We start from the raw sequence: 23,130 nt of genomic DNA, 5'->3' as shown, positions 1-23,130 counted from the left end.
GGTTAGCGGCAATGCTGGCTCTGCCGGAGTCGCAACAGATTCAGCGATCACCGTCGGCACCGTCGTCATCCCCTTTGGCGAGAACAGTGGCACAGGCGACGGTTTCGCAGAGAAAACTGGCCATTGTTCCGCTATCCCTGGCTCAGACGGTCCAGCGGGCTGGGGCGCGGGGGCAGCGGCCACCCTTTGCACATCGGCGGCAACTGGTGGAAGAGTATCTGGGGGCGGGGTAGGTTGGGTTGCGGGCTCGCCCATCTGGCCCAAGGTAGCCAGCATAGTGGCTAATTGTGGCGATAATCAAAGGCGGCAGTAACCGATCCCTGGGGCAAGTTTGCTGGCCAGGGCAAAAGGTAGCGGCGGCTTTGCCCTGGCAACACCGTGGTTCCAGTAATGTCTTTGATCTGGTCTGAGGAGAGCGTGACCGACTGCCCCTGGGCAGTAAGGCTGAGGCTCAAGTCTCGCAGACTGGCGCTAGCACTGCCCGTATTGGCAAAGGTAACGGCCAAATCGGTAGCTCCCTGGGCATTGTTCTGGGGCATTACCGACTCAATGTGAACATCGGCCTGTACTCCCGCAGGGCGCACAAACAGAGACCCCATGTAGCGCAACAGAATCTGCACTTGCCCCACGGGTCGCTCTGGAGCGGGTTGGCTGGGGTCAACCAGGCTGATGGGCAGTTGCTCGGCCACCAGCCGAAACGCCAGCTCTTGCGCTGGCTCAGGATCGCCCAGCCAGCTTACCCGCACCACCTGAGTAGCACCGGGCTCCAAAATAATTTGAGCCGGATAAATTAGAAAGTCATCTTCAGCCGGTTGATAGGTTTCTGTGCCGTCTAAATTCATGTGGCGTTCAACCACGCTAACCTCTACGGCAATGCGATCGTCTTCATCGTTAACAACTTCGTAGGAGCGGGTAGCGTCAGCACCCGACGGGGCAAACACCTGAGACATCGGCCTAAACTGAAAGGCCATAGCTGGGTTGACCCGCACTAAAACCAAAAAAAGAACAGTCAGCAGCAGTTTTAAGGGGCGTTTCATGCCAAATACCGGTTGAGGAGATTAAAAACGGGTCAGAGATTAAAGCTTAATTAGCCATAGCAAGTCCATCTCGATATCTGTAGTTTTCCCACAGACAGAACTCCAATTCTGAACTTGGATGGAGGTTTATTTGAAGTTAAGAATTAAGAATTTCTTTCTGATAGCTAAAAGCTAGTTGTCAAAGACAGAGATATTGATGGTCGCGCCATAGCTGCCAGGGTCTTGTAGCGCACTGGGGGTGTAGAGAATATAGACATCACGGTTCTCAGAGCCAGCCGCCTGGGTGGAATAGGTATAAGTATCACCAGAAGGCACGTCGAAAGCGCTGCTGGAGGGTGCGCTTTCATCGTTAGCGACTGTAGTAATCTTAAACAAAATGTCACTACCATCCACCTTAGTAAGGCTGCCTGACGTCAGCATCAGGGTGAGGCCACTGCTGTAGTCGGTAGAGATTGAAATATCTGCTATCTTGACAATGTGCATAGAGGCACTGCCTTCGCCATCAAGGTCTAGGGATGTGCTGATGGCAGTAGTGCTGGTGGAAAGAGAAGGCAGCCCGATCGCAGGCTGAGCAATGCTGACTACAGTCCCCAGACAGAGCCCTAACAGCGGCAGTAAGTAGCGCATAACTAGAGGTCATGAATAAACAGTTTTATCGTGTCAAACATGTCTTTAAGAAAAAAATTTTATCGGGGCACAGATAAAACTAATCTGATGAGTTGAACCGAGCCCCTAAGCCTAGAAATTCGCTTTCGTGGAGTATTTTTAGAGAGAAAAGGGTCTCCTTCAGCCGAGGGTAAAACAGCTCGCTGCAAGAGACCCTTAAATGTACACTCAACCGTCAACTAGGAGTTTTACCAGAGCAGTTGCTTAAGTAGCTTAGAGGGCAGCAACAGAGACTGTAATGACGCCGGTGTAAGCACCTGGATCTAGCAGAGCCGGGGCATCGTACTCAATGTAGAGATCACGGGCTGCAGCACCAGCACTAAAATCTGTGACAGATTTGCTGTCAATAGTACTTGAAAAAGCAGTGTCGGCAGGTGCCGCTGCCGCATCGGCCACAATTAGCACCTGATAGGGCAAGGTAGATGTGCCATTGGTTAAACCAGCATCACCAGTGGCCGTCAGGGTAACACCAGTGGTGTTGTTGGTGATCAGAGCCATATCGGCTACTTTGACTACCACATTAGTTTGCGCTGTACCCGCTCCATAGAGGTTGAGGGTACTAGCCGCAGCGGTGGCGGTGGAGGTAACGGCGCTAGTATCGGCGACTGTGCCGCCGAGGTTAACAGGATCTGCCTTCGCGGGAGTAGCCAGCGCGGCTCCAGCTACAACTAGAGTGGATGCGATTAGGGTATTGCGGAAGGTTTTAGCAAACATGATGGGGTCTCCTGAAGTGGCAATGTTTTGCCTGAAGTGAGTTTGTTCGCAGGGTATTATGTAACGCCCCCTGCGGCTTGCAGTCTGGGTTAGGTTTAGAAATACATTCCCCTTTGTAACTGAAGGAATAACCTCTTCCCTAACCAGAATTTCGGTAGCTTGCACTGAAGTAGTGAGATGGCCGATTGAGGCCGTAGCGAAAGTGCTAGTCGTTTCGCTCTTCGAGTAGCAGATGGGTGAACCGCTTGCTTACAATCAGGTTTTTTCTCCTCTCTTCATGCTTACTAATTTAGTGGGTCTGACCAAGTTAACCCATGCTAATTGCACTTAAGTTTTGCTAGCTATATTTTCAGAAACAGATTATTTTACGTAATTATGCTGAGAGATATATAGGTATAAAATAGATCATAAAATCCACTTAGTTTTAATAGAAAATATATCCAAAAAAGGATCAAAAAGTCCAAAGCACTTTATCTTTATGTTAACAATTTTAGAAACTTCCCGGATTTGCGAAAAGCGTGTTTAATGAATATTAAATCAAGTTTTTACGAAGAGATTGAATCTTTCTGGATTGTCAAATACTGATTATTTATAGTTTTTGTTTCGCTCTTTGAGCATCATGCCCCCAATTTTCAGCGCCATCGCCGTCTCGCAATTCATACGTGTTGCAGATGTCCAGTTGATTAGGACACCTGCTGAAGCAAGTCCCCGCACCAAAAGGCTTCCTAACAGCAAAATGCCTAACGCTCTGCTCACCTGAAAAAACACGCATCACGCCGCGCAATGATGCATCAGTCCAAAGCTTATGGTGCGCTGGGCTGGTGCTACAGCATAACCTACGGCATCGTTGATTTAAGAGGGTGTTTGAAAAGTTAGGGCTTGAGTAAAAAAGCTCACTCCGTATAGGTTGCAGATAGATGTCAGCAACGCCGGAGTGAGACTATGAGTAAAGACTACCCCAGCAACTTAACCCGAGACCAGTACGAACTGCTGAGTGATTTACTGCCTGCCGCCAAGCCGGGAGGACGACCTCGGAGCGTTGATTTGTGGGAGATTCTCAACGCCATCATGTATTTACTGGTCGAGGGAGTGCAATGGCGGGCGTTACCAGGCGACCTACCGCCGTGGTCAACGGTCTACACCTATTTCCGCAATTGGCGTAAAGATGGCACTTGGATTGTCATTCATGACCATCTCCGGGAATGGGTGCGCATCGAGCAAGACCGTCGTGCCCAGCCGTCAGAGGCGGTCATCGATAGCCAAAGCGTGAAAAGCGCAGCATTCGTGCATGAGGCCGTGGGCTACGATGCGGGCAAAAAAATTAAAGGCCGCAAACGGTTCATGACCGTCGATACGCTGGGACTGGTGTTGCGAGTGCTGGGCACCGCGGCCAGTGTGCCCGAACGGAAAGGTGGCAAGCAGGTGCTCGCTCGGGTAAAGGAAATGGGAGTGTCCATCGCCTGGCTCACTCTGATTTGGGCCGATGGTGGCTTTGACGGCCCTGACTTCATGATGTGGGTGATGGATACCTGCCGCTGGATCGTTGAGGTCGTCTTACGACCGCAGCAGACGAAAGGGTTTGTCCTGCTGAAGAAACGCTGGGTGGTCGAGCGCACGTTTGGCTGGTTGATGGGGTGCCGACGGTTGGCACGAGATTACGAACGGCTACCGGAAACCTCAGAAACTCTAATCTACCTCGCCATGATCCGTATTATGGTCAAGCGATTAGCATGATTTTTGACCCCATCGGACTTTTCAAACACCCTCTAAGACGGCCTACTTAGCGAAATAATTCATGTCTTACGCACAAACTCAGACAGGAATGAGGAATGACCGCTTATTCTTAATTAAATTAACTTTCTGCAATAGTCCGGACATTTGTCTGGGCAAGCGCTGAAACCCCTGATCTCTCGTTGACTAGACCACTGTGGAAGAGGGCTGAAACTCCCATTCTGCCGTTGGCTCCCAAAAACTGTCCGGAGTGTTGTTTCTGAGGTTTGTCCTAGAAAATTTGGCTCTACCGGATCTAGTATGCTAGCCCTTGCTCATAAATACCTGAAAGCCTTTCAGGGCAAGGGCTTTGGTGAATTTGAGTGGCTTCCCAGCATAGTGAATCCCGCAGAGCCGAAAATTTGCTGCTCAATTGTGCTGGTGGCGTCGTCTGAAGTTAGCGGCCTGTCAAATAAATAGCCCTGGCCATACTCGCAATACATAGCTACCAATAAATCGTGTTGTGCTGAGGTTTCTACCCCTTCGGCCACTACATCCATACCCAGGGCATGGGCCAGGGTAATAATCGCCTGAACGATCGCCGTTTTTTCGGTACCGGCTTCTAGCAGAGCAATAAACGACTGATCGACCTTGAGGGTGTTGAACTTGAATTGGTGCAAATAGTTGAGCGATGAGTAGCCCGTGCCAAAGTCATCCATGCTGACTTGAAGGCCGAGCTGCTGAAGCTCAGTCAAAATAGCGGTGGTCAAGCCGGTGTCAACAATTAAAACGCTTTCGGTAATTTCGAGCTTGAGGCGATCGGGAGCAACCTCAGCCGTCTCTAGACAAGTCTGGATATGCTTGACCAAATTGGGCTGAGAAAAGTTATGGCTGGAGAGATTGACGCTAATCGTCAGAGGCGGTAAGTTGGGCCACCGCTGCTGCCACTGGCGCATCTGCTCGCAGGCTGTTTGCAGACACCATTGATCGATGGCTACAATCAGCCCAGTTTCTTCAGCCAAGGGGATAAACTCTGCTGGAGAAATTAGTCCCAGGGTGGGGTGTTGCCAACGCACCAGGGCCTCAAAGCCCACCAGCGTCTTGTCTCTCAGGGTCACAATGGGCTGGTAGTAAAGCAAAAACTCCTGGCGCTGGATGGCTTTGCGCAGATCGATTTCGAGCTGAAGCCGGGCCACCACCTGATCGTGCATATCGGGCTGAAAGCTCAAAATTCGCCCCTGTCCCTGGCTCTTAGCCTGGTGCAGCGCAGTGTCAGCTTCTTGCAGCAGCGCTTCAGGGGTGGTGTGGGCAGAGTGACTTAGGGAAATACCCATGCAGCAAGTGAGAAAGACCTCGGTATGGTTGCAGTCGTAAGGACGTTCAATTTGGTGGCGTAGTTTGGCGGCGATCGCCGCCAAACTATCTGAGTCAGGCAGCTGCCGCAGCACAATGGCAAAGGTGTCTTCGCCCCAGTGAGCCAAAGCGTGGATAGGTTTTAGGGCCTGGGCTAACCGGAAGCTAATCTCTAGCAGCAGCTGATCGCCGGCCTCGTGACCCAAGCTGTCGTTAATCGCCTGAAACCGATCGACATTCACCAGCACAACCCCGGTCAATTGGGAAGTTGACTCGGCGGACAGCGCCTGGGTGAGCTCTTGCAAAAGGTGCCTGCGGTTGGGCAGCCCGGTCAGCGGGTCGTGCAGCTGAAGGTGATGGAGCAACTGCTCTAGCCGCCGCTGCTGGCCTTGGCTGTAGTTAATCTGACGCTGGAGATTCATGAATTTGACGCCCACCATCAGCTGAGCCGCCATCTGTTCTAGATGAGCCATGATGTCTACCGGCCTGGGGGCAAAGCGCGATTGCCAAAACCCCATCAAGTGCCCCCAGAGCTGCTCGTTGTACCACAAGGGAACGATCCACCCATTGTCCATGTGCTGAAGCTGTAAACTCTGCTCCAGAGCAGTAGGCATCTGCTGTAAGGCGGTAGCGTTGAGACACTGGGAGTGCTCTAGGCCAGTCAGGCCCGCCCAGCGAAAATAGCGAGGACATATCTCAGGAGTAGGGCCTTGGCTATAGGCTATAGCTAGCAGGCAATTATCATCATTAGACCACCGGTGGCTCACCGCCACCACATCGGCGGCGATTGCCTCACAAATTTTGGTCATTGCGGTTTGCAAAAGGTCAGACAGGGTTGAGCAGCGCTGAAGGTAGACACTGAACTCGGCGACACACTGGCGTAGGGACTGGCTAGGAGTGGTGATCATGGTGAGCTGAGCCGTCGTGGACTCAGTTGGGGGCACGACGGGGATGTGCTGATAGGCAGTGGTGAGAGACTGTGCCATTGTCTTAAAAAAATTAGGTGTACGGGGGGAATGATGTCTGCAACCCGGTGAAGCAAGGGCGGAAAAAAACAGAGCAAGATACAGCCTATTGGTGAACCCAGCCTTGGCTTACCCCGGCAACACACCTCTTAAACAGTTCTAGATTAGTTAGGAAAGGTGGCTTTACTCATCAGGAAAAGCCTGAGTCTGGGGCAGATTATTGCTGAGTTAAGTCCGAGGCAAGGAGCCTACTTGGGCCAAGGTATCCAGCAAAGCCGCGCCATCAGGTGAGTCTAGGGTAGTTACTGCAACTTCTGTGAGGTCGCTATGGCCTAAGGCTATCAGGGGTAGCGTTGGTAAAATGTAGTGCATACGGAGCAGCATGGCCATACCGTTAAAGGTGGGCAGGGCCAGGTCTAAGACCACCGCCCTCAGCTCAGCCTGATGCTGAATAAATAAGGCGATCGCATCGGCCCCCTCCTCTGCCACCAGCACCCGGTAGCCGTAGCCCTCTAGCAGGGTGCGGTGCAGCTCGCGGGTAGGATCATCGGCCATCACTAGGAGTACCAGGGCGTTGCCGCCTTCTAGCCCGGTGGGCACTGACACCAGACCTAAGATCAACGCTGCGGACTCAACGATCGCCGGTAGATAGACCTCAACGGTGGTGCCGTTGCCGGGCTTGCTATCAGTTTTGAGCCAGCCGCCGTGGCCCTTCACCAATCCCTGGGCGGTGGAAAGCCCCAACCCGGTATGGCCCGCTGTGGCGCGGGAGGTAAAAAACGGGTCGCAGCTGCGATCGCACACCGCTGCTGTCATGCCCGTACCTGTGTCGGTAACCGTCACCACCACGTAGGGGCCTGACGTTGTTTGGGGATGGTCGAGCGCCCCCCGCCACCAGACATTGCGCGCCTCAATGTGCAGGGTACCGCCCGGAGCCATAGACTCAAAGCCATTGAGGCAGAGGTTCATAAACACCTGGTGCAGTTGAGGCGCGTTGGCATCCACCGTCCAGAGATGAGGCTGTCGCAGCCGTGAGGTCACCGCAATGCCCTCGGGGCGAATCTCTTGCAGGGTTTGCACCATCTCCCCCAGCAGGTAGGCTAGCTGAATTTCGCCCCGCTGACCGCTCATCCCCTTGGCAAAGGAGAGCACCTGATCAACTAGGCTGACGCCCCGGTGAGCGCTGGTGTGAATGCGGTTGAGCCACTGCTGCTGCTGCTCACTGTCGAGGGCGGGCTGCCTGAGCATTTCCTCCGCCAGCATAATTGGGGTGAGAATGTCGCTGAGCTCGTGGGCCATGCCCCCGGCCAGGGTGCCTATACTCTCCAGGTGGCGATCGCGCGATCGCTGGGCCTGCTGCAACAGATGGGCCTCCGTCTGCTGGTGGGTGGTCAGCTTAGCCTGCATCTGTTGGTACAGCTCTGACTGCTGAATGGCCAGGCCTACCTGCACCGCCAGCTGCTGCATCATCTGCACCTCCGTCAGCTGCCAGGGGCGCGGGGCAGAACAGTGCTGGGCCACCAGCAGACCCCAGAGGCGACCCTGGGTCAGTAGCGGCATCACTAAATTGGCCCGCACCCCCAGACCTCTGAGCAAATCTCGGTGGCAGGGCGTCAACTCCGCCTGATCCACATCGCCCACCGCCTGAACTCGGCCCTGAGCGTAGGCGCTAACCCACTTCTCGGCGAAGCACTCGTCGTAGACCCGTTGACCTTGCAGCGGCAGACAGCCGGGGGCACAGTCTTCGACCACTACTACTCCGCTCCAGTCGGGCTCAAAGCGAAACAAAAACACCCGCTCTACCTGCAATAGCTGCCGCACTTCAGAGACCGTTGTTGGCAGCACCACGTCTAGATCTAAAGACTGATGAATGCGCTGCAGCGAGCTAAAGGCCGCTGCCAGGGGGTTGCGATCGCTGTTTTCCTCTAGCCCCAGCTGGCTCACCTTCGATGCCGACAGCGGGCAGCGTGGTTCAAAGGCCGATTCTAGATAGGCGGCGCACGGTTCAACGTCATCAGCGCAGGTATGGTTCATAGCTGCTTCTTAACCTCTCTATGCTCCTGACAGTTGGCCATTTTTGATGCCAATTTATGGATCTACGGTACGTAATTAAACCCTGGTTCCGCATTGAGAAAAGTCTGATTTTGCCGTCAATTTACCCATTTGGTGCCTCTGCTGCTGGGTGCTCCCCTTAAAAGGTGGGGTCGTGGCCAAAATCGAGGCAGCTGCCCTCTCGCCAGGTGCGACCACTCTCTTCGCAACTGCTGCGGTCGGCTTTAAAGGGAATGCCCGCTGGGGCCGCCCTGGGGTTAAACACCTGAGACAAGTCGGTATTGGTGATCTGCATCATCGCCAGCAGCGCCAAAATGCCCAACCCTGTGGTGCCCGCCATCACCAGCAGATTCATCGGCGTCCACAGAGGATGCTGCACCGCTGACTGACGAAGGCGATCGGGCGATCGCAGTTCGGTGCCAGCCAGCACCACCAGGTAGACCCGAGTAATGCCCAGGGGCAGCGATAGCCGAATATTGACCGGGTGGCGGCGCGGCGTTAGCGCTACCTGCAACGCCTGAACCTGCGCAGGGCTAAAGGTCACGGCTATCTCTGGGGCCATGCGAGACAGCAGGTTGTCGCTGCTGTTTGGGGCAGAATTGCTGAGTTTCATCGTCAGTCCTCAGGGAACAACACTTCAGACGCATCGGGGCATCTAACAGCTGATTCAACCGTAGCGATCGCAGCCCCATTGCCCCATCAGCAAATCCCTGAGTTTAAGGTTTTTGCCGCCTGAGTTTTGCCTACTCCAACACCACCAGCCCCGTGCGAATGGCGTAGCGCACCAGCCCGGCAATATCGTGAATATCTAGGCGATCCATTAGCTGGGTGCGGTGGGTTTCGACGGTTTTGGTGCTGATGTAGAGCATGTCGGCAATATCTTTGGTGCTTTTGCCCTCGGCGATCAGCTGAAGAATTTCGCGCTGGCGGGGGGTGATCTGGTCGAGGGGGTTTTGGTCTTGGCCCAGGCGGCGCACGTAGTCGCTAATAACATACTTAGAGACAGCGGGGCAGAGATAGGTTTCTCCCCGAGCGATCGCCCGCAGGGCCAGATCTAGTTCTTCGGTGCCGCTGTCTTTAAGTAGGTAACCGCTGGCCCCCGATCGCAGCGCCTGATAGACGTACTCTTCGTTGGCGTGCATCGAGAGAATTAGCACCCGTACCTTAGGGAACTCGCGGGCAATGCGGGCAGTGGCCTCCAGCCCGTTCATCTCGGGCATGGCAATATCCATTAGCACAATCTGGGGTTTGAGGGTTTCCACCAGCTGTAGCGCTTCGCGGCCGTTTTCGGCCTCGCCCAACACCTCGACCCCGTCGAGGTCTTCGACAAGCGATCGAAACCCCGCTCGGACAAGGGTATGGTTATCGGCAATCACGAGCTGAATGGGTGACATACAGAGCCTTTGGGGTTGTAAGACGGTACGTTGAGCATTGTGAGTGTTTTCCCACGCAGTGACATTCCGTGAAGGTTAAGCGGTTCTCCTGGTCAAATTAGTCTATGGGCAATTCTGCCAGAGGTACCTGAAGATGAATGCAGGTCCCCTGTCCAGGAGATGAGGAAATAGTCAGATGTCCGCCGATCAGTTTGCCCCGTTCTTCCATGCCCAGCAACCCTAGGCTGGTGCCCTCGCTTTTAGCTCGACCCACGGTAGCAACGTCAAAACCAAGTCCATTATCTTCAATGGTTAAATGCAGGGTTTGATCGACCTGCTCAACGGTGATGGTGACGGCGGTGGCGTGGGCGTAGCGAGCGATATTGGTCAAGGCCTCCTGCACAATTCGAAAGCAAGCAGTCTCAGCGGACGTCGGTAGCCCATGGGGTATGGTTCCACAGACTAGGGTTTCTTGTAGACCGGAGCGGTCGGCGTGGCGGTTTATGTACCAGCGCAGGGCCGGCACCAAACCCAGATCGTCGAGCATAGAGGGGCGTAAATCGAGGGAGAGATTGCGCACCTGCTGGAGCGCCCCATCGACGATGGCTAAACAGTCTTGCAGGGGAGCGTCAAGCTGGGGGGCGATTAGCCGATCAAGGCGGTGCAGGTTGAGCTTGACAGCGGTAAGAGCCTGACCTATTTCGTCGTGGAGCTCGTGGGCCAAAAACCGCCGCTCGGTTTCCTGGGCTTCGAGTAGCTGACTAGAGAGGGTTTGTAGGCGGGTGCGATCGCGTTTTACCTGCTCAAACAGTTGTGCATTTTGAAGGGCGATCGCCAGGTGGTTAGTCACTTGGTGGGCGACTTCCCGATGGTCATCGGTAAAGTGGTCTTTATCGGGTGACAATAGTACAATTTCGCCCATTAGTTCGCCGCTGCTGACCAAGGGCACTGTCATCGCAGAGCCCTCAACGGTTGCCCATTGCTGTGTGTTTGGTAATGCTTGCTCTTGCCCCAATGAATCGAGCACCCGCACTGCCTCAAAGGGGTTTGCCTCTTGATCCAGCATAAAATCGGCTAGAGGCCAGGCTGTCTCGGGTTCTCCAACGCTGGGGAAAGGGTTTCCAATAGTTGCCAGCACATTGCTCCTAGCGGCCTTGCGATCAAACAGCGCTACCAGCCCCTGGGGGCAGCGCAAAATTTGCCCTAGCAGCAGCAAGGCCGACTGAGCAATGTCCTGAGACTTAAAATTGGTGAGAATAGCCTGATCCATGGCGTGAAGCCCCTGCAGCCGGTGGGCGTACTGTTGGAGAGTGGCTTCATCCTCCTTGGCAACGGTGATGTCTTGGAGCACCGCAATAAGATATCGAGGCTGCTGATCTGCATCGTAGACTAGCGACACTGTCAAATTTGCCCAGATCAGACGACCGTCCAGGCAGATGTAGCGCTGCTGGCGGTTATAGCTCTGGCGATCACCTCGCAGCAGAGCCTCGCAATACGTCCGATCCTCCGCTCGATCATCAGGGTGAATCATCTCACTGAGAGATTCTCCTAGCAGTTCGGAGTAAGGCGTGCCCAAAATGTCTCCCAGCACTGGGTTTAGCCACAGCAGTACCCCGTCTGGATCGAGGTGGGCAATGCCAATCGCGGCCTGTTCAAAGGTGGCGCGAAAGCGAGTTTCGCTTTCTATTAGGGCAGCTTCGGCCAGCTTGCGCTCGGTAATGTCTTTAACGGTAATGACATAAAAATCGGGGCTACCATCAGACCCGACCACCCCTTTAATATCTATGGAGGTGTAAACTAGCAGGCTGTCTTTGCGAATTAGGCGAGTCTCCAGAATGCAGCTTTGAACTGTGCCGGTCGCCATGTGCGCGAACTGATCCTGGGCTTGGGCCTGCTCTTCGGAGTGAATCAGCTCAGCCCAGGAAACTCGACTAAGCTCATCACGGCTGTAGCCCAGAATTTCGCAAAGGCGATCATTAAACCGCAGCCAAGTAGTTGTATCAGCGGCGATAATAGCCATACCCAAAAATGGCAAATCGTAGAACAGGCGCAGGGTTACCTCTGCTTTCTGCCGCTGGACAACCTCGTCCTGGAGCTGTTGGTTGATTGCCTGGAGGTCTTCAAGCCGCTGTTGGGCTTGGGTGCGCAGGCCTCGGTTGCTGGCCCGCAGAGCCACTTCGCTTCGGTAGCGATCGCTGATATCGTGCAGGCCCATCACCGCCCCACAGATGCTCTGGTCGTCAGAAAAAATAGGCTGACCATGGGCCAGCACTAGGTAGCGCTCACCATTGGCATGCACAACGGCTAGCTCTACGTCGTTCACTCTTTCCCCTGCCAGAGCCCGCCACAGAGGAACTCGATCGGAGGGTAGCGGAGTGCGATCGCCTGGAACATAGATATCAACCGACGCGGTCAGATAGTCAGCGGTCGGGGCGCTAGTCTCTAGTCCTAGCAGTTGGCGTGCGGCCCGGTTTAAGACGGTGATAGTTCGATGACGATCACATAAGACAATGCCATGGTTTATGCCTTCAATCGCGGCGCAGAGGTCTGACGACTCAGGATTCCCTAGGGTGTGCTGCTGAAACGCCACGGGTTCTAGAGGGTTAGCTATGAGCAGCGAATCCTCCGATTCACAGAGAGAATCGTCGTCGTTACAGTCATTAAGGTTTGCCGCAGGATGATCGCACATAGCTCAAGGTTTAAAGAATTGGGCGCTGACAGTAGCCAACCAAGCTAAAAATCTGCTGCCGACACTGGGGCAGGCTAAGGGGTAGCCCAGAGTTACGAAGCCGAATAAACAGATCTAGGCAAACTACCACATCTACAGCGCTGGTTTAGGGAAGCTCAAGAATCAGCCCAATAGAATCAATGATAGTCATACTTAAGGTAAGGCAAGACAAGGAGACTGTAGGTAAGGTTGTTTTGCTCTGCCCTCAATCGGCAGTAATGGGATGAGCATAGCAACTCAAGGCCAGCGTGCCCTTCATCTAGCTTTTAGGGAGGGGAACCCAGCTAGCTATGCAGGCAAGTAACTCTGCGAACTTTGCTCAATTCCAGAGCTATAGGTAGTCGTTCATGCCGCTGCACTCGATGCCCATGTCAACGCCAGTGTGATGGCCCTCAATTTGGCCAAAGCTGCCCTGCAATCGTCTCACCCTGTGCCCGAGCCCGCTGAACCGCTCAGTTTCTCCATCGCCTCCTTCAAACGACAGGCTCTTAACGCTCATCTTCTCGACCTATTTATAGCCATGTTTGCTCTCGAGCCGACTTTGATTAAATTCCATCCCAACTACCAGGCGCTCCTAAACTACAGGGTTATAGCCGCCTAGACTAGGACCACAGCCTCCTAAATCTGTCCGAAGTGTTGTCATGAGGGAACCCGGTGTCGCTTGACCCATTCATGCAACAAAGCCCCCCAGAGCAAGCAATGACCACTCGATTTCGCCCATCGGTCTTAGCCTGATAGAGCGCCTTGTCTGCAGCTAAAATCAGGGCTTCAGGTGTGGTATCGGTGGCAGAAATGAGGCTGGCAACCCCCAGACTTATTGTCACACAGTCACTGACCAGGGATTGAGCATGGGGGAGCTTGAAGGCGCTGAGGGTGTCCTGAATCTGTTTGGCAACACACATGGCTCCTGCCGCCACGGTATTCGGTAAAATGACAACGAACTCCTCTCCGCCATAGCGGGCTACTAAATCTGCTGGACGGGTAGCGGACAATCTAAAGGCTTTGGCAACAGACTGCAAACAGCGATCGCCAGCTGGATGGCCGTAAGCGTCGTTGTAGGCTTTGAAAGAATCCACATCACCTAAAATCAAGGACAGAGGAGACTGTTCACGACTCATGCGTTGCCATTCCTGCTGGAGGTACTCATTAAACCGGCGACGATTAGCCACTTGCGTCAGATCATCAACAATCGCTAAGCGATAGAATTCCTGGTTGGCTCGCTGTAAATTATGGTTTGCCTCTACCAGGTCTTGGGAGAGCTGAGCTTCCCGCAGCACCCGTTGCATCCGCTGCCGCAGAATTGGCCAGTGAATAGGTTTAGTGACAAAGTCAACGGCTCCTACTTCAAAGGCTTGATCCACTGAGGCTTGATCGTCTAAACCTGTAATCATCAAAACGGGTGTCCTTTCACTCCCGGGCAGGGTTTGCAATTGCTGGCAGAAGGTAAAGCCGTCCATCACTGGCATCATCGCATCCACCAGCACTAGATCGGGCTGCAGACGCTCATAAGCCTCCAGCCCTTGTTCTCCGTCGTTGACCGCTTCTATTCGGTAGCCTTCCTGCTGGACCATCTGACGCAGCTTCAGCCGCGTGTAGGGATCATCATCAATCACCAGAATTAGTGGGCTTTTGGTGTCATTTTGCATCTTTAGACCTTCCTATAAATTGATCGGGCTGCGTCTGGCCTGGAGAGCAGTCTGAACGCGTTCATACTCGGTCTCGGCTTGGGCAACTTTACCTGCCGCCCCAGCAAGCACTCCTGACTTCCCTAGGGCTTCGAGCTGTTGACAGAGGTCAGCCAGAATCATGGCTCCCTGGTCAGCGCTGCTGGATTTGAGGATATGGGCTGCTTGGCGCAGGGCTCTTGAATTCTCCTGATCCACTGCGATAGAGATGGCCCGCAACAGTTTGGGAGACTCTTGGAGATAGCACTCCATCAGCTCTTCAACCAGAACAGCGCCATTGTCCCCCAGTGTGACTGCAAGATCCTGGAGAGCTCTTTCATCAACAGCTGGCACTTCAACAGGTTTCGAACTTGGCTCTGGACACGGAAACTGGGGGAAGCACTGCTGCAGGGCCTTGACCAAAGCTTCTAGTTTGAAGGGCTTACTGAGGTAGTCATCCATGCCAGCGGCTAGGCATTCCTCCCGGTCTCCCTTCATGGCATTGGCAGTCATGGCAATGATCCGAGGCCGCTGTCCGGACGGCCAGGCCTGCCAAATCTGGCGGCTGGCTTCTAGGCCATCCATTTCCGGCATCTGCACATCCATCAGCACGACATCGTAGGGCTGACGATGGAGAGCTTCTAGGACTTCCAGGCCATTGGCTGCCACATCTGCCCGGTATCCCAGTTTCTCAAGCAGGAGGAGAGCTATCTTTTGATTTACCAGATGGTCCTCAGCCAGCAGAATCCGCAGGGGCAGTCGTTGAGCTAGTTTGGTATTCATGGCTGGAGCAGGGGCCGAGGTAGGCTTGAGCTGCATTGTCTGCTCTCCCAAAGCCTCTGTCAAAACGTTATGAAGCTGGGACTGCTTGATGGGCTTGCTCAAAAAAGCTGCAAACTTGACTGTGGATCCTCCAGACAGCATGGTTGGATTGGGACATCCGATTGAAGACAGAATCATCAGGGGCAACTCCTGATAGATCGGCATCTGACGAATTTGAGTCGCCAGAGTGACACCGTCCATCTCCGGCATCTGCAGGTCCAGAATCGCCAGATCAAACTCTTCTCCCTGCCGCAGCCATTCGAGGGCTTCTGATCCTGAAGCAACCGCTTGGGACGACATCCCCCAGGCTTGACTTTGAAGCGTCAGAATTTTGCGATTGGTGGCGTTGTCATCCACAATCAGCAGCCGTTTGCCAGCAAGCTGAGCCGGGCGCTTCTGCAAGCTTGCTCCTCGGGGTTCAGGAGCTGCTTCTACCTGGATTGTGAAGAAGAAAGTAGATCCCGCTCCCACCTCACTCTCTACCCACATCTTGCCGTTCATCATCTTAGTGAGGCGATTGCTGATCGCTAAGCCTAAGCCAGTGCCGCCATATCTACGGGTGGTGGAGGCATCGACTTGAGAGAAGGACTGGAACAGGCGGTCTATTCGATCAGCAGGGATGCCAATCCCGGTATCTTTAACGGCAAACTGAAGTTCGTGGGTCCGAGGACGTTCGGTCGCAATGGGTTGAGCGGTAACCGTAAGGGTCACTTCCCCTACTTCCGTAAACTTAACTGCGTTCCCCAGCAAATTCACCAAAATCTGCCGCACTCGGGTAACGTCACCGATGATTCGCTCGGGAACGTCAGCCTCAATCAAGCAGGCCAGCTCAATGGTTTTTTCCGTCGCCTGTGGAGCGAGCAGATCGAGGACCTCTTCTAGGCAGGCTCGCAGACTAAAAGGCTGCCGCTCGAGTTCCAGCTTGTTGGACTCAATCTTGGAGAAGTCCAGAATATCGTTGATAATCGTTAGCAGGGCATCGCCACTGCGGCGGATGGTCTTGGCAAAGTCCTGCTGCTGAGGAGTGAGTGCTGTATCTAGGAGCAGTCCGGTCATGCCAATCACCCCATTCATAGGAGTGCGAATCTCGTGGCTCATGGTTGCCAGAAACTCACTTTTGGCCTGGCTGGCGGTTTCAGCTGCTATTTTTGCCTGCTGTAGAGCGGCTTCTGCCTGCTTAAACCCGGTAATGTCTCTAGCAATCTTAGAAGCTCCGATGATCTGGCCAGCCTTATCTCTAATGGGGGAGATGGTGAGGGAGACATCAATCAATGTTCCATCTTTGTGCCTCCGTACGGTCTCATAGTGATTAACACGCTCTCCGTGTCGAATTTTCTCTAGGGTTTCAGGCTCTTCAATAGAATGATCGGCAGAAATCAAGATTGCGCCTGGGCAACCTATTACCTCTTCGGCTCCGTAGCCAAAGAGTGCTTCGGCACCAGCATTCCAGCTAGTAATCCTGCCATCTAGGGTCTTACTGATAATGGCATCCTCGGAAAATTCTACAATCGCAGCCAGCTGAGAACACGCTGCTTCAATCTGTCTGAGCTCGGAGGCTTCAACGGCCAGGGAGATGTGATTCCCAATGGCAATGGCAAAACTTTCTTCTTCCAACAACCACTGACGTTGAGGGCCTACCTGTTCGCAACAGAGAACGCCAACCACCTCGTCATCGAGACGAATCGCGACCTCCAGCATCGAGGAAATGCCAAGGGGAGCCAGATAGGAGGCCGAGAATTCTTTGGTTCTAGGATCTCTGTGGGCATCAGGGGCAACAATAAGCCGGTTTTCCACTAAAGCTTGGAAATAAACTGGATAATCAGTGGCGAATAGCTCCAAGCCTTGACTGTGTCGCTCAAGACTCAGCTCGTAGAGATCCAGACAGCGAATCCTAGAGCGCTCGGGATTGAATAACCACACGCTCACCCGCTCTGTTTGCAGGGCTGAGGCTGCAATTTCCGTAATCGATTGCAGGACAATACTCAAATCGCCAGAATTGATATGCTTGGGTTTGGCTAACTTCACCAGGGCAGCATTGTAGCGTTGGAGGCGGCTTTGGCGCTCCATCTGCTGTGCTTCCACCTGCTTGCGCTGACTAATATTATGGTATGCAACCACGATCCCGGCAATGCTGGGCTGGTCTATTAGATTATTGGCGACGGCTTCAAAATCGAGCCAGAATCCCTCAGCGTGTCGCAACTGAATTTCCATGACAATATTGGTGGCGACATGCTGGAGCGCCTCTTGCAGGAATGCCGCTATCTTGAGCTGATCTTGAGGATGAACCAACTCACTTATCGGCTTGCCCAGAATCTCTTGGGTTTCATATCCCAAAATTTGTTTGACCGAGGAGCTGATGTAGCTGATTGTGCCGTCGGCTGCCATCACCGTCAGAACATCCGAAACATTTTGGACTAAGACCCGGAATCGCTCTTCATTCTGGCGCAGGGCCTCTACCTGTGCGGTTTTGGTATGAATCCATTGGTCAAAGAGGGAAGCAGCCAGTGCCAGGGCTAAAATCAATAGGGTGGCGATGACAGTACCAAAGGCTAGCAAGGGGTTGCCCATGGCATGGGCGGTGAGCTGCTCCCTTACTAAAGCCCCCTTCAGAGGCTGATAGCTAACGGCTGCCATTCCTGAGTAGTGCATACTAACAACGGCAAATCCCATCAGGATGGCACTGCCAATTTTTGGCAGACTGCCAATCAGCGAAGTTTCCTGTCGAAAGTGAAAGGCTAAGCTTAAGGCTACTCCAGACACCACAATTGCAATGCCAATCGAGAGAGCCACAATCTTTAGGTCATAGTGGGCAAGCACCGGTACGCGCATTGCTGCCATTCCGATGTAGTGCATTGAGGCAATCCCGGCTCCCATGAACAGGCTGCCCAAGCCCAATTTCAGCCAGCCAAGCTGCGGCCCACTTACTAGAAACAGCGCCAGCCCCGAAGAAAACACAGCCGCTAAGACCGAAATGAAGACGGTGAAGCTGTCATAGGCCATGAGAACGGGCAGTTGATAGGCTAGCATTGCCACAAAATGCATGGACCACATCCCAATACCCATGGATATTGCACCACCGCTCAGCCAGATCCTTTGAGCGGTACCCTGAGTCGTGCTGACTCGTCTAGCTAGATTCAAGGCAGTGTAGGCAGCCAGAATCGCAATCAGGATTGATAGAACGACCAGCCGGACATCATAGCTGGCCGTGAGCGTGAGCCCACTCTGGTTCATGATTGTACTTCCCCCTAGATGACAATCCTGTGGCACAAGGCTCTGAATGAAAAGTATTCCCAAATTGGGTAATGTTCTAGGCGTTGCTAATTCGGGGTGTGAAGCAAAGGCTAAACGCGTTGAGGACTCATCTAGAATTCCACAAGTTCATACTGCGGCAAGTAGGTGGGACGAATTAAATGTCAAATAGGTTAGGTGCCTGTAACCTTTGTCAGTCAAAGCTTTCAGCGATTGCGAAGAAGCCGAGCCATCTTGTAAATGATTGAGCCTTGCTACTTAGTACTAAAGAAGTAATGAGAGCTATGCTCATTTCTGGTGTATGGAGGGAAAAGTCGGGAGGCCCACAAATAGCGCCAGACAAAGGCAACGGCATCAGCGAAGGTTGGGTGTTGCTTCGCGTACCAGGCAGTATGAGGCAGGGAGAACAGAAATTTCGGGAGCAAGCGCTGGGTGGGGAGCACAACGAGGGAGAACAGGGCCAACAGGGCAGGCCTGGTACGTCGGATCGCTAAGTCAGACCACTGCCGCTGATTCAACCCCCAAATGGGTCCGCACTTCCTGGAAGGTGACCTCGATTTGCCAGCGTTGGCGAAACCAGAGCAAGATTTGAGCCGGTGCGTATCAAATGTCAATTACTTTGGGCTCTTGGCCACTTTTGGTGATGTGCAAAACTGGCATCTTTTGCGGTTCTCAAATTACAGCCGTTTAGCTGGTCAAAATGAACCGCTTCTCTAACAACTCCAAGTTGGCCCGCCCAAACATCTGATTGCGCAGGCCAGCAGCGCCGTCACGTTTATAGTCTCTCACGACAGCTCGGGCATAGTCGTAATTCAAGCCCACGGCTTTTGCGGCATCCGTCAGGATCGTTTGCGTGTGTACGAGCCACAGCAGATGCCAGCGTCGAGATTCAACCGGGTCACCGCTGGCGCGATAGCGCGCTTTGAGCTCATCGACTGAAAAATGAGGTTCAAGATGCCTAGACCCTGCATCTTGAACCTCTACACCATTTCGGCGGTACACAAGTCGGATTTGGTATCAGACCCTCACCTGAATTCTGCTTGCTATTTTCCTTTTGGGCACAAATGGGTAAAGTCGAGCTTAGATCAGCAATGCCAAGCTGTCCATATCAAAAGTCCACCTAAGAATCGGCTTAGTCCTGCGTTACAGACGCTTTCATGAACTGCTGAACGCCGTCGCGTACGATCCGATCTCCAATCATGCGCGCCAGCATTTCAACCCGCGATACAACGCGCTCGCTGAGATACCGGTGTTTAAAGCTCGCAGCGCACAAGGTGCCGAATGTGGCGTGATTCGCAGGTGTCCGGATCGGCATTGAGAGGTAGGTCTGCACGCCTTTACCATCAGCATAGGAACCCGGGGCTAGCGCTTTGCTGATATCTGCGGTCCACACAACTTCGGCGTCTCGGCACCGCTTGCAGAGCGAATCGCGCCATGGAATTATCAAACCGGCGCATAGGTCAGGAACTCCCTCCGGATAGACGTAACGATGTTCCAGGCTTTCGTCTTCGGCATGTAGCACCGTCATGTAGGCAACGTCCAGGCTGGTTTCCTCGATCACCGCTCGCAAAATGCGTCTAACGTCATCGTCAAAGGTAATACCGTTTGTTAGCGTCAGATTCGGGCGCGCATTGAGGTCGGTAGCCGCCCTTGGCCGCACGTTAGTCTCCTCTAAAGGAAGATCGCCAGGGCGTCCGGTCAGATAGCCCTGTACCGCATAAGCATCGATATGTAGCAGCGCATTGAGTTCAGACTGTGTTTCGACACCTTCCGCCACCAGCTGTGCCCCTATTCTGGTCGCAAACGACGAAAGCGCTTCAGCGAGCGACAGGCGTACCGGGTCCTGATCGAGGTTTCTTGTCAGGTGCTTGTCCAGCTTGATGATGTCTGGACACAGTGCCAAGATATGATTAAAGCTGGCGTAGCCTGCACCAGCATCATCCACCGCGAGGCGAATACCAGCCTTACGCAGCGGCGCGAGCGCAGACATGAGGTCTTCGTAGCTCCCGACCGAACTCTGCTCTGTGATCTCCAATACCAATCTAGAACTCTCGCTCCGTAGGAGCGACCGGGCAAGCGCGTCAGTGGTGGCGACCTGGGGAGATACGTTCAACGACAGGTAGATATTGCCGGGTAGCATCGGTAGGAGTCTAAGGGCGGATTCAATCGCCAGGAGCTCCAATTCCTCCTCTAGACCAACTTCAGCAGCATCTGCAAACCAGACATCAGGCCGTGCCGGAGCATCGCGAAAGCGCGAAAGCGCCTCGACTCCGACAACATTCATGGTTGAGAGGCGAATAATCGGTTGAAACACCACGTCCAGACGTTTCTCAGCAAGCGTGCGCTCGATCCGTTCACGCTTCGTATCGAGTGCTTCGCGTTTTGCCCATCGCGCCTCCGCCGCCTCCCTGGCGGCAATCGCCAGTGCTAGGAGCAGATACATCGGCGGATCAGCATTCATTTCGCTGCTGTTGATGCCGCACAGCATGCCAAAAATCTTGCCATCGCTAAGTTTGATTGGCACGCCCACATAGCTGCCGATGCCAAGCTCGTCGGTAATTGGCAGCAAGTTTGTACGGGCATCCTGATGGGCATCCCGGATCACCGATGGCAACCGACCATCGATCACACGCTTGCAGTAGGAACCATCGTAGGCACTAGCACCTATCTCCTTGAGAGCCTGAAAAGTTTCGTTGCCATTGACCGCATGAAAGATCTGTTTTCCACCGACGAATTCGGATATCCACAAGGCATCCATCTGCAACTCCTTCTGCGCAATCTCAAGCAAGCAATGGAAAACTGAATCAGTGGAGCCCGCTTCACTAGTCGGTTGCATACTTAATTTCCTCTTTGCTGATGCCGTTTGTTGAGCAATTAACTAAGTTTTACGCACAAACCACTCACACATTGTCAGCTAACCAGCACCTTCCCTAACCGCTCTATGTCGAGAACAGCTAATCGGACTGCGAGACACACACCAGACTTTATCTTGCCCCGAACTAGGTACTGGGTATCACGCCATCTGGCTCGCTTCAAAGAGGATTAGTTGGGAAGATTTGAATTGCGGTAGTACTAGAGAGGTAATGATGCGTTGTAGTAGTGAATAAAATTCCACAACAGGCCAATGTGATTACGTAGACTCTTCAAGAAGGCTAAGCTGCGTCTGACAAAGCGTGAAACCCGCTGCCTGAGGGTATTGTTAAACCGCTCGATGTAACTTGTTTTGCCGCTCGACTTACTGACAACTCGATCTCGTTGGTAGGGTAGCACCTGCTGGTACGCCTCCCAAGCGTCGGTATAGTTGACGGCACACTGTCGATAGACCTTGGGCAAGGACTCCCAGAGTCGTAGGGCACTCTGGGCAGAGCGGCATAAGTATCGTTGCTTAGCTTCCCTATTACCCTAACAAATCCATCATTACCTCTAGAGTTCTACCCAGTTTTCGACGGCCCAAGATTGAAAGAAGTAACTCTATTCCTCGTTGCCTCAAGTCTCCTGCACGCCACTGAGAGTTGACCAAGAACTGTTGCAACGATTGGACATTGGGTAAGCCTGTGACCTTCGCAATGGCGGGCAATGATTTTCGCTTCGCCTCGGAGATCATCCCCACGTGCAGATGCTTGAAGGCTTCAAAGCTTCTTACTTCAGCAAATAAGTCGCGGTACCTCTCGCAATAGTCATCTACAAATCTCACTGTCGACTTGGCCATGCGAGGCACTGTCATCACGCCTACCTAGTTCTCAGCCCTTATACCCTAAATTATCTACCGCCAGAGACATTGAAGAGCGATAGGAGGGCAGCGAATTCCTGATGCTCCTAAAACCTGAGTTCGACAGTTAAAAAGCGGTTTGTGGCAGGGCTTTAAGCTCATAATCAGGAATACCCAATGAAGGCTTGTCGGGGTGGTAGGCGCAGGCAATCAGGCCCGAGACCAGGTTGACGAGGAAGTTGAAGGGACTGCGGTGCCGCGAATGCTCGATCTAGCAGAGGTTTTTGAGTTGGTCATTCACCGTCTCGACAATTGGTCGCTTGCACAGCAGAATCTTCTCGAGCAGCGGCATCAGGGCGTTTTTCATATTTTTGCGCCGTTTGGTAATCAGTTCCAGGCCACGCGCAAAGAGCGTCTCAAAGAGCGCCTGCGAAATATACCCTCGGTCGCCAAACAGCTTTCCGACCAGGTCTTGAGTCATGTCGGGAACCGGCTTACGGTCGTCAGTATTGCCCGGTGTTAGGGCGACGGACAGCAACTCGCCGTGGTCGTTGATGACGAGGTGTAACTTAAAGCCAAAGTACTACCCCACCGACGACTTTCCCCAACCCGCCAAGCCCTTGAACCTCTTGTGTGCCTTAGCCCGCTTGATGTGACAGACGGCTACCGAGGTGGAATCGATGAAACTAATGCCAGTGACCTCGCCCAAACAGCACGTGTTCAGAAAGCTCACTAAGGCCATAAAGCTCCAAGGCATCAGCTCTACAAACCGTCCGTAGCTGACCAAATGGGGGAAGGCATCCCGCCAGTCAGCTAGGACTTTTTGCTTGTAGAAATCCTTGAATGTCCGATAGCCCGAGCCATGGAACGCGATAACAATAGTCATCACTTCGCTGATACTCAACCGGGACTGATAGCCTTTCAGCTGGCCATCGCACGGTAACCGAGGGATAGCTCGTTCACAGAACCGCTCAAACTCCAGGTAGAAGTCATCAACATCGCAGAAGATTTCGGTCAGGTCGAGGCGCGCTAGACTCAAAGACATGGCTGAGGTGCTTAGAATTCAACACTTTGAGCGTAACCCTCAG

The 23,130-nt window shown here is 53.4% G+C and carries 14 protein-coding genes and 3 pseudogenes; 3 read left to right on the top strand and 14 right to left on the bottom strand.

The genetic code is table 11. The annotated features are described in order from the left end of the window. The coding region (locus IQ273_RS01935) for a hypothetical protein (protein WP_228052227.1) at window positions 1-233 on the top strand (233 nt) is incomplete at its 5' end. A gap of 48 nt (window positions 234-281) precedes the next feature. On the opposite strand, the gene IQ273_RS01930 is transcribed toward IQ273_RS01935, so the two are convergent. The 3 genes from IQ273_RS01930 to IQ273_RS01920 form a co-directional block, all read right to left on the bottom strand. Further along, a complete protein-coding gene (locus IQ273_RS01930) occupies window positions 282-1,037 on the bottom strand; it encodes a molecular chaperone (RefSeq protein ID WP_194021490.1) in 756 nt (251 codons plus the stop codon). Between the two features lie 171 nt (window positions 1,038-1,208). Then, window positions 1,209-1,664: a hypothetical protein gene (locus tag IQ273_RS01925; protein ID WP_194021489.1), complete on the bottom strand. Its 456-nt coding sequence runs from the start codon at window positions 1,662-1,664 to the stop codon at window positions 1,209-1,211. A 252-nt stretch (window positions 1,665-1,916) separates the two neighbouring features. Next, window positions 1,917-2,417 (bottom strand): hypothetical protein, encoded by a 501-nt coding sequence (locus IQ273_RS01920; RefSeq protein WP_194021488.1) that lies wholly within the window; start codon window positions 2,415-2,417, stop codon window positions 1,917-1,919. Window positions 2,418-3,359: 942 nt separating this feature from the next. On the opposite strand from IQ273_RS01920, the gene IQ273_RS01915 reads away from it, so the two are divergent. After that, window positions 3,360-4,151, top strand: a complete 792-nt coding sequence (locus IQ273_RS01915) for an IS5 family transposase (RefSeq protein ID WP_194021487.1) — start codon at window positions 3,360-3,362, stop codon at window positions 4,149-4,151. 332 nt (window positions 4,152-4,483) lie between these two features. Here the strand turns inward: IQ273_RS01915 and IQ273_RS01910 are convergent, their stop codons facing one another. The 5 genes from IQ273_RS01910 to IQ273_RS01890 form a co-directional block, all read right to left on the bottom strand. After that, the gene (locus IQ273_RS01910) at window positions 4,484-6,466 is read right to left on the bottom strand and encodes an EAL domain-containing protein (RefSeq protein WP_194021486.1); all 1,983 of its coding nucleotides are present in this window, start codon (window positions 6,464-6,466) and stop codon (window positions 4,484-4,486) included. A 207-nt stretch (window positions 6,467-6,673) separates the two neighbouring features. Beyond that, complete coding sequence (locus tag IQ273_RS01905; protein WP_194021485.1) at window positions 6,674-8,479, bottom strand: GAF domain-containing protein; 1,806 nt, start codon at window positions 8,477-8,479, stop codon at window positions 6,674-6,676. 157 nt (window positions 8,480-8,636) lie between these two features. Next, window positions 8,637-9,110 carry a hypothetical protein gene (locus tag IQ273_RS01900; RefSeq protein ID WP_194021484.1) on the bottom strand — a complete coding sequence of 158 codons (474 nt, stop codon included), beginning with the start codon at window positions 9,108-9,110 and terminating at the stop codon, window positions 8,637-8,639. Window positions 9,111-9,240: 130 nt separating this feature from the next. Continuing rightward, the gene (locus IQ273_RS01895; RefSeq protein WP_194021483.1) at window positions 9,241-9,891 is read right to left on the bottom strand and encodes a response regulator transcription factor; all 651 of its coding nucleotides are present in this window, start codon (window positions 9,889-9,891) and stop codon (window positions 9,241-9,243) included. Window positions 9,892-9,988: 97 nt separating this feature from the next. Then, window positions 9,989-12,559, bottom strand: a complete 2,571-nt coding sequence (locus tag IQ273_RS01890; protein ID WP_194021482.1) for a PAS domain S-box protein — start codon at window positions 12,557-12,559, stop codon at window positions 9,989-9,991. A 379-nt stretch (window positions 12,560-12,938) separates the two neighbouring features. Between IQ273_RS01890 and IQ273_RS33485 the strand changes: the two are divergent. Further along, a pseudogene (locus tag IQ273_RS33485) lies at window positions 12,939-13,199 on the top strand (IS4 family transposase); the annotation flags it as partial. Window position 13,200: 1 nt separating this feature from the next. Here IQ273_RS33485 and IQ273_RS01880 read toward each other — a convergent pair. The 6 genes and pseudogenes from IQ273_RS01880 to IQ273_RS01855 form a co-directional block, all read right to left on the bottom strand. Then, entirely contained in the window at window positions 13,201-14,244 is a 1,044-nt protein-coding gene (locus tag IQ273_RS01880; RefSeq protein ID WP_194021480.1) for a PleD family two-component system response regulator, read from the bottom strand. A gap of 12 nt (window positions 14,245-14,256) precedes the next feature. Then, window positions 14,257-18,315 carry a response regulator gene (locus tag IQ273_RS01875; protein WP_397196846.1) on the bottom strand — a complete coding sequence of 1,353 codons (4,059 nt, stop codon included), beginning with the start codon at window positions 18,313-18,315 and terminating at the stop codon, window positions 14,257-14,259. Window positions 18,316-19,020: 705 nt separating this feature from the next. After that, window positions 19,021-19,335 carry a hypothetical protein gene (locus tag IQ273_RS01870; protein WP_228052225.1) on the bottom strand — a complete coding sequence of 105 codons (315 nt, stop codon included), beginning with the start codon at window positions 19,333-19,335 and terminating at the stop codon, window positions 19,021-19,023. Between the two features lie 130 nt (window positions 19,336-19,465). Next, on the bottom strand, window positions 19,466-21,169 hold the full coding sequence (locus IQ273_RS01865; RefSeq protein ID WP_194021478.1) for an EAL domain-containing protein: 1,704 nt from the start codon (window positions 21,167-21,169) through the stop codon (window positions 19,466-19,468). Window positions 21,170-21,405: 236 nt separating this feature from the next. Then, window positions 21,406-21,702, bottom strand: a pseudogene (locus IQ273_RS01860) (IS1 family transposase); the annotation flags it as partial. Window positions 21,703-22,169: 467 nt separating this feature from the next. Then, window positions 22,170-23,087 (bottom strand): annotated as a pseudogene (locus tag IQ273_RS01855) (IS982 family transposase). Window positions 23,088-23,130 lie beyond the last annotated feature (43 nt).

The sequence above is a fragment of the Nodosilinea sp. LEGE 07298 genome, assembly GCF_015207265.1.
In the GTDB taxonomy this organism is placed as follows: domain Bacteria; phylum Cyanobacteriota; class Cyanobacteriia; order Phormidesmidales; family Phormidesmidaceae; genus Nodosilinea.
The sequence above is the reverse complement of the archived record's forward strand: the minus strand, read 5'-3'. Positions and strand labels throughout refer to the sequence as shown.